Origin of the sequence: Reyranella sp., from assembly GCF_050185545.1 — a bacterium.
In the GTDB taxonomy this organism is placed as follows: Bacteria; Pseudomonadota; Alphaproteobacteria; order Reyranellales; family Reyranellaceae; genus Reyranella.
The window spans coordinates 17,960-23,237 of the sequence record NZ_JBFWZI010000121.1 but is presented as its reverse complement, the minus strand read 5'-3'; the positions used below and the strand labels follow the sequence as shown (position 1 = coordinate 23,237).

Annotated in this window: 4 protein-coding genes; all 4 read right to left on the bottom strand. The window is 67.4% G+C overall.

The features are described 5' to 3' along the window. Positions 1–148: 148 nt before the first annotated feature. Positions 149–766 (bottom strand): glutathione S-transferase family protein, encoded by a 618-nt coding sequence (locus AB7O82_RS25845; RefSeq protein ID WP_428555887.1) that lies wholly within the window; start codon positions 764–766, stop codon positions 149–151. 94 nt (positions 767–860) lie between these two features. After that, a complete protein-coding gene (gene polA, locus AB7O82_RS25840; RefSeq protein WP_428620508.1) occupies positions 861–3,818 on the bottom strand; it encodes a DNA polymerase I in 2,958 nt (985 codons plus the stop codon). A 175-nt stretch (positions 3,819–3,993) separates the two neighbouring features. Next, on the bottom strand, positions 3,994–4,797 hold the full coding sequence (locus AB7O82_RS25835) for an enoyl-CoA hydratase/isomerase family protein (RefSeq protein WP_428554516.1): 804 nt from the start codon (positions 4,795–4,797) through the stop codon (positions 3,994–3,996). Between the two features lie 130 nt (positions 4,798–4,927). Beyond that, positions 4,928–5,278: molybdate ABC transporter substrate-binding protein (locus AB7O82_RS25830; protein ID WP_428554514.1), on the bottom strand; the 351-nt coding region annotated here is incomplete at its 5' end.

Here is a 5,278-nt window from a genome sequence, read left to right as displayed (position 1 = left end):
CTTGACGGTCGCGAGCACGCCGGCACACTTCCGCGCGCCGGGCGACAATGCACCCTCACTCACCTTCACATCGTCCCCCAAAACGAGGCAATGTCCACTTGACCACGGGTAGGAAGTCCTCCCCAGCTTCGCTGGGGAGGAGAAGGTTCTATGTCATCTTGATCATCACGTTCTTTGCGTAGGCCGGGCGGCCGGCCAGGCGGTCGTACCAGGCGCGCACGTGCTTCAGTTCGGGGCGCTCGATGTCGAGGGCGTACCAGCGATAGACGAAGCAGCCGACGGGGATATCGCCCATGGTGAAGTGCTGGCCGGCGACGTAGCGGCGGCCGGCAAGCCAGCCATCGAGGCGACCGAACAGCCTGCCGGCATCGACGGCCGCCTTGCCGATCGCCGCCATGTCGCGCTTCTCCGGCGGCGTGCGGATCAGGCCCCAGAACACCACGCGCATCGCCTCGGAGATCGTGCTGAGCTGCCAGTCCATCCAGCGATCGGCCTCGCTGCGCTGACCGGGATCGATCGGCCACAAGGTGCCGGCGGCGTACTTGGCGGCGAGGTAGCGCACCGCCGAGTTGCTCTCCCAGACGATCTGCCCGCCGTCGTCGATGGTCGGCACGACGCCGTTGGGGTTCATGTCGAGATACCATTTCTGGTCGTTGCCGCCAAAGGCGCCGCCGACGTCGGTGCGTTCGTAGACGACGCCGCACTCATCGGCGGCCCACAGAACCTTCTGCACGTTGATCGAATTGGCACGACCCCAGATTTTCATGATTCAACCCCCTCATGCTCTTGTGGACCGCGAGTTTCTCGCTCGCTCAACTTCATGAGCGAGCGAGACGCTCGCGGTCCGGAAGAAAAAAGATTCAGTGCGCCGCCGCCCAGTTGTCGCCGACGCCGGTCTCGACGACCAGCGGCACCGAGAGCGAGGCGGCGCCCTCCATGACGCGGCGCGTCACGTCCCTGGTCTTGTCGATCTCGGCCACCGGCACCTCGAACAGGAGCTCGTCGTGGACCTGCAGCAGCATGCGGCCCGTGAGCCCGGCCGAGGCGAGCGCGCCGGGCAGGCGGATCATGGCCTTCTTGATGATGTCGGCGGCGCCGCCCTGCAGCGGGGCATTGATCGAGGCGCGCTCGGCGAAGGCGCGCATGCCCTGGCTCTTGTCGTTGATGAACTTCAGATGGACCTTGCGGCCGAACGGCGTCTTCACGTAGCCGTGCTTGCGCGCGTACGCCTTGGTCGTCTCCATGTAGTCGCGGATGCCGGGATAGCGCTGGAAGTAGCGGGTGATGTACTCGCGCGCCTCGGGCTGGCCGATGCCGAGCTGGTTGGCGAGGCCGAACGCCGAGATGCCGTAGATGATGCCGAAATTGATCGCCTTGGCGCGCCGCCGCACCAGCGGGTCCATGCCCTTGACCGGCACGCCGAACATCTCGCTGGCGGTGATGGCATGGATGTCGTCGCCGCGGGCAAAGGCCTCCTTGAGCGACTTGATGTCGGCGACATGGGCGAGCAGGCGCAGCTCGATCTGCGAATAGTCGGCGGACAGGAGCTTGTGGCCCTGCTCGGCGATGAAGGCCTCGCGGATCTTGCGCCCTTCCTCGGTGCGCACCGGGATGTTCTGCAGGTTGGGATCGGTCGAGGCGAGCCGGCCGGTGGCGGCGCCCGTCATCTGATAGGAGGTGTGCACCCGCCCGGTCTTCTGGTCGAGCTCGCGCACCAGGGCGTCGGTGTAGGTGCCCTTGAGCTTGGCGATCTGGCGATGCTCCATGATCTTGACCGGCAGCGCATGGCCCTGGGCCGCCAGGTCTTCCAGGATGGAGACGTCGGTCGCCCATGAGCCATTCTTGTTGCGCCGGCCGCCCGGCAGCTTCTGCTCGTCGAACAGGATCTCGCCCAGCTGCTTGGGCGAGCCGACATTGAACTCGCGGCCGGCGATCTTGTGGATTTCGCGCTCGAGCTCGCCCATCCGCTTCTCGAACTCGGCGGAGAGCTTCCTGAGCTGCGGCGCGTCGACCTTGATGCCGGCCTGCTCCATGCCGAGCAGCACGCCGATCAGCGGCCGCTCGATGGTCTCGTAGACGGTGACCATGTGGTCGGTGGCCAGCCGGGGCTTGAATTGCGCCCACAGCTGCATGGTGACGTCGGCGTCCTCGGCGGCGTAGTCGCGCGCCCTGTCGATCGGCACCCGATCGAAGCTCACCTGCTTGGCGCCGCTGCCGGCGACGTCGGAGAATTTTATGGTCTTCTGGCCGAGATAGCGCTCGGCCAGCTCGTCCATGCCGTGATTGTGCGAGCCGGCATCGAGCACGAAGGAGAGCAGCATGGTGTCGTCGACCGGGCCGATCTCGATGCCGTAGCGGCGCAGCACCGCCATGTCGTACTTGATATTCTGGCCGACCTTGAGAACCGACGGATCCTCCAGGAGCGGCTTCAGCCGGGCGATCGCCGCGTCGATCGGGATCTGGCCGGGCAGCACCTTGCCGTCGCCCTGGCCGGAACCGTTGCCGCCGAGATCGAGCGACCCCTGCGCCTCGCCGCCCGGCGCGCGATGGCGCAGCGGCAGGTAGGCGGCGCGACGCCGGCTCGAGTCGACGTTTCCCCACGGGCCCTCGAGCAGGGCGAGCGAGACGCCGACCAGGCCCGCGTTGTTCGAATCGAGCGCATCGGTCTCGCAATCGAAGGCGACGACCCCGGCCTTGGTCGATTCGGCCACCCACTCGTCGAGCGCCTTCTCGTCCTGGATCAGCTCGTAGTCGGCCTGCGTGAAGGGCCGGTTGCTCCTGGCCCGGGCCGGCGCCGGCCTGGGGGTGGTCGGCGCCGGCAGGGCCGGCTGGACCGGCGCGGCGGCCGGCGCCACCGGATCGCTCGCCTCGCCGAGCTCGCCGCGGTAGCGCTGCAGCAGGCTCTTGAACCCCTGCTGCTCGAGCCACGGCAGCAGCACGTTGGGATCGGGCTTGCGCTTGTCGAAGGTATCGGGATCGGCCGGCGCGGGCGCGTCGTCGCGCAGCAGCACCAGCTTGCGCGAGATGCGCGCCAGCTCGGCGTTCTGCTGCAGCGCCTCGCGGCGCTTGGGCTGCTTGATCTCGCCGGCGCGCGCCAGCAGGGTCTCGAGATCGCCGTACTCGGTGATCAGCTGCGCCGCGGTCTTGACGCCGATGCCGGGCACGCCGGGCACGTTGTCGGTCGAATCGCCGGCCAGCGCTTGCACGTCGACGACCTTGTCCGGAGCCACGCCGAACTTCTCCATCACCTCCTGGGGCCCGATTTTGGTCTTCTTGATCGGGTCCATCATCTCGACGCCGGGCCGGATGAGCTGCATCAGGTCCTTGTCCGAGGAGACGATGGTGCAGGTCGCCCCCGCCTCGACGGCCATGCGGGCATAGGTCGCGATCAGGTCGTCGGCCTCGAAGCCGTCGAGCTCGCAGACCGTGACATTGAAGGCCTTCGCCGCCTCGCGGATCAGCGGAAATTGCGGGATCAGGTCATCGGGCGGCGGCGGGCGGTTGGCTTTGTACTTGTCGTAGATCTCCTTGCGAAAGGTGACCTCGCTGGCATCCAGGATCATGGCGATATGGTCGACCTCGGGCTTGTCCAGGAGGTCGGCCACCAGCATGCGGCAGAAGCCATAGACGGCGTTGATCGGCGTGCCGTCCGGCCGTGTCATCGGCGGCAGCGCGTGGTAGGCGCGGAACAGGTAGCCCGAGCCGTCGACCAGGTAGAGATGGCGGATCGGCTTGTTGTCGCCAGCCGTCTCCGCCGCCGTGCCCGGGGAATTGCCGTTGGCCGCCGGGGCGGCAGCCGTTGCCTTCGTTTTCGCCATGCCAAAGCCCTACCATGCGCCGCCAGGCGCGGGGACTGAAACCTCGCTGAATTTAGGATACAGCTGACACTTCTGCGACAGGGGAAATCATGTTCTTCCGGACCGCGGGCGTCTCCCCCCCGCAAGAAAACAAGAGCGGGCGAGACGCCCGCGGTCCGGATGAGGTCATGCCGAGTTAGCCCTTGACCGACTCGAGCGTCGGCAGGCGATAGCGGTCGTCGGGGTTCTTCCAGCCCTTGAAGTTGGGCTTGCGCTTCTCGGCGAAGGCGGCGCGCGATTCCATCAGGTCGCTCTTGTCGCCGTGCTCGTGCAGGGCGGCGGCGAGGCGCTGCATGTCGGCGCCGGGCGCCGGCCGCATCTGGCGCATCATGTGCACGGTGTTGACGCGCGATGCTGGCGGCAGAGTGAGCAGGTGCTCGGCCATCTTGAGGGCCTCGGGCATCAGCTGGTCGGGCTCGACCAGGCGATTGAGGAAGCCGACCTCGTAGAAGCGCTGCGCCGTGAAGCGGAAGCCCAGCGCCATCTCCATGGCGATCGGGTAGGGCAGGTTGGCGATGTGGCCGTGGTTGTAGCCGCCGAGCAGCCAGCGCTTGGCTTCGGAGACCTCGAAGATCGCCTCGCGCACCGCAAGTCGAAGATCGGTGCGCTCGACCAGCATGAAGCCGCCGCCCATGGCGAAGCCATTGACGGCAGCGATCACCGGCTTCTCGAGCGCGCCGGTCATGAACGGGTCTTCCATCGCCGGCCGTACGCCACCCGGCGCCCCCTTCTGCAAGGACTCCTTCATGTCCTCGCCGGCGCAGAAGCCGCGCCCGGTGCCGGTGAAGATCGCGACCTCGAGCTCCTTCGAGTGGCGGAAATCGGTCCAGGCCTGCGCCAGCTCGGCGCGCATCTCGGTGTTGAGCGCGTTCAGCCGGTCCGGCCGGTTCATGCGCACCACCAGCACCTGTCCATGACGTTCGGTCTCGACAACGGCCATTTGTTTTCTCATCGTGTGGGTTGAGGTGACGAGTTTGCGGCCGGAGCGGCGCGAGGGGCAAGCACGATGACGACGATTCTGACCGGCGGCTGCGCCTGCGGCGCGCTGCGCTACCGGGCCGAAGGCACGGTCAGGAAAAGCCGAGGCGTCGACGGAGAGGTTGATGATCCTCGGCAGCGAGCAGCGCGATGAGCCGTGTGGCATCGGCCGGCAACAGCGCTTTGGTCGTGACGGCGCAGGTGTAGGTTGTTGCCAGATCGCAGCCGGCCGGCAGCGGGCCGACGAGCGCTATGCCGGGCGTGGACAGGATTTCCGTCGCCTGCGTGCAGCCAAGCGGGTGGGCGCTAATCGAGGCGGCGAGGGCGCGCATCGCGGTGGCGCCGTTGGGCGCCGGTCGCAGGCGCGGGCCAAGCGCTTCGCCGAGGCCGAGCTTGTTCAGCACGCCGGCGAAATGGATGCCGGCGGTCGCCTGCGCGGGATC

Excerpts from the sequence above, each read along its gene's own strand:
- AB7O82_RS25845 (WP_428555887.1), bottom strand. The coding sequence starts at position 766 with ATGAAAATCTGGGGTCGTGCCAATTCGATCAACGTGCAGAAGGTTCTG.
- polA (WP_428620508.1), bottom strand. The coding sequence starts at position 3,818 with ATGGCGAAAACGAAGGCAACGGCTGCCGCCCCGGCGGCCAACGGCAAT.
- AB7O82_RS25835 (WP_428554516.1), bottom strand. The coding sequence starts at position 4,797 with ATGGCCGTTGTCGAGACCGAACGTCATGGACAGGTGCTGGTGGTGCGC.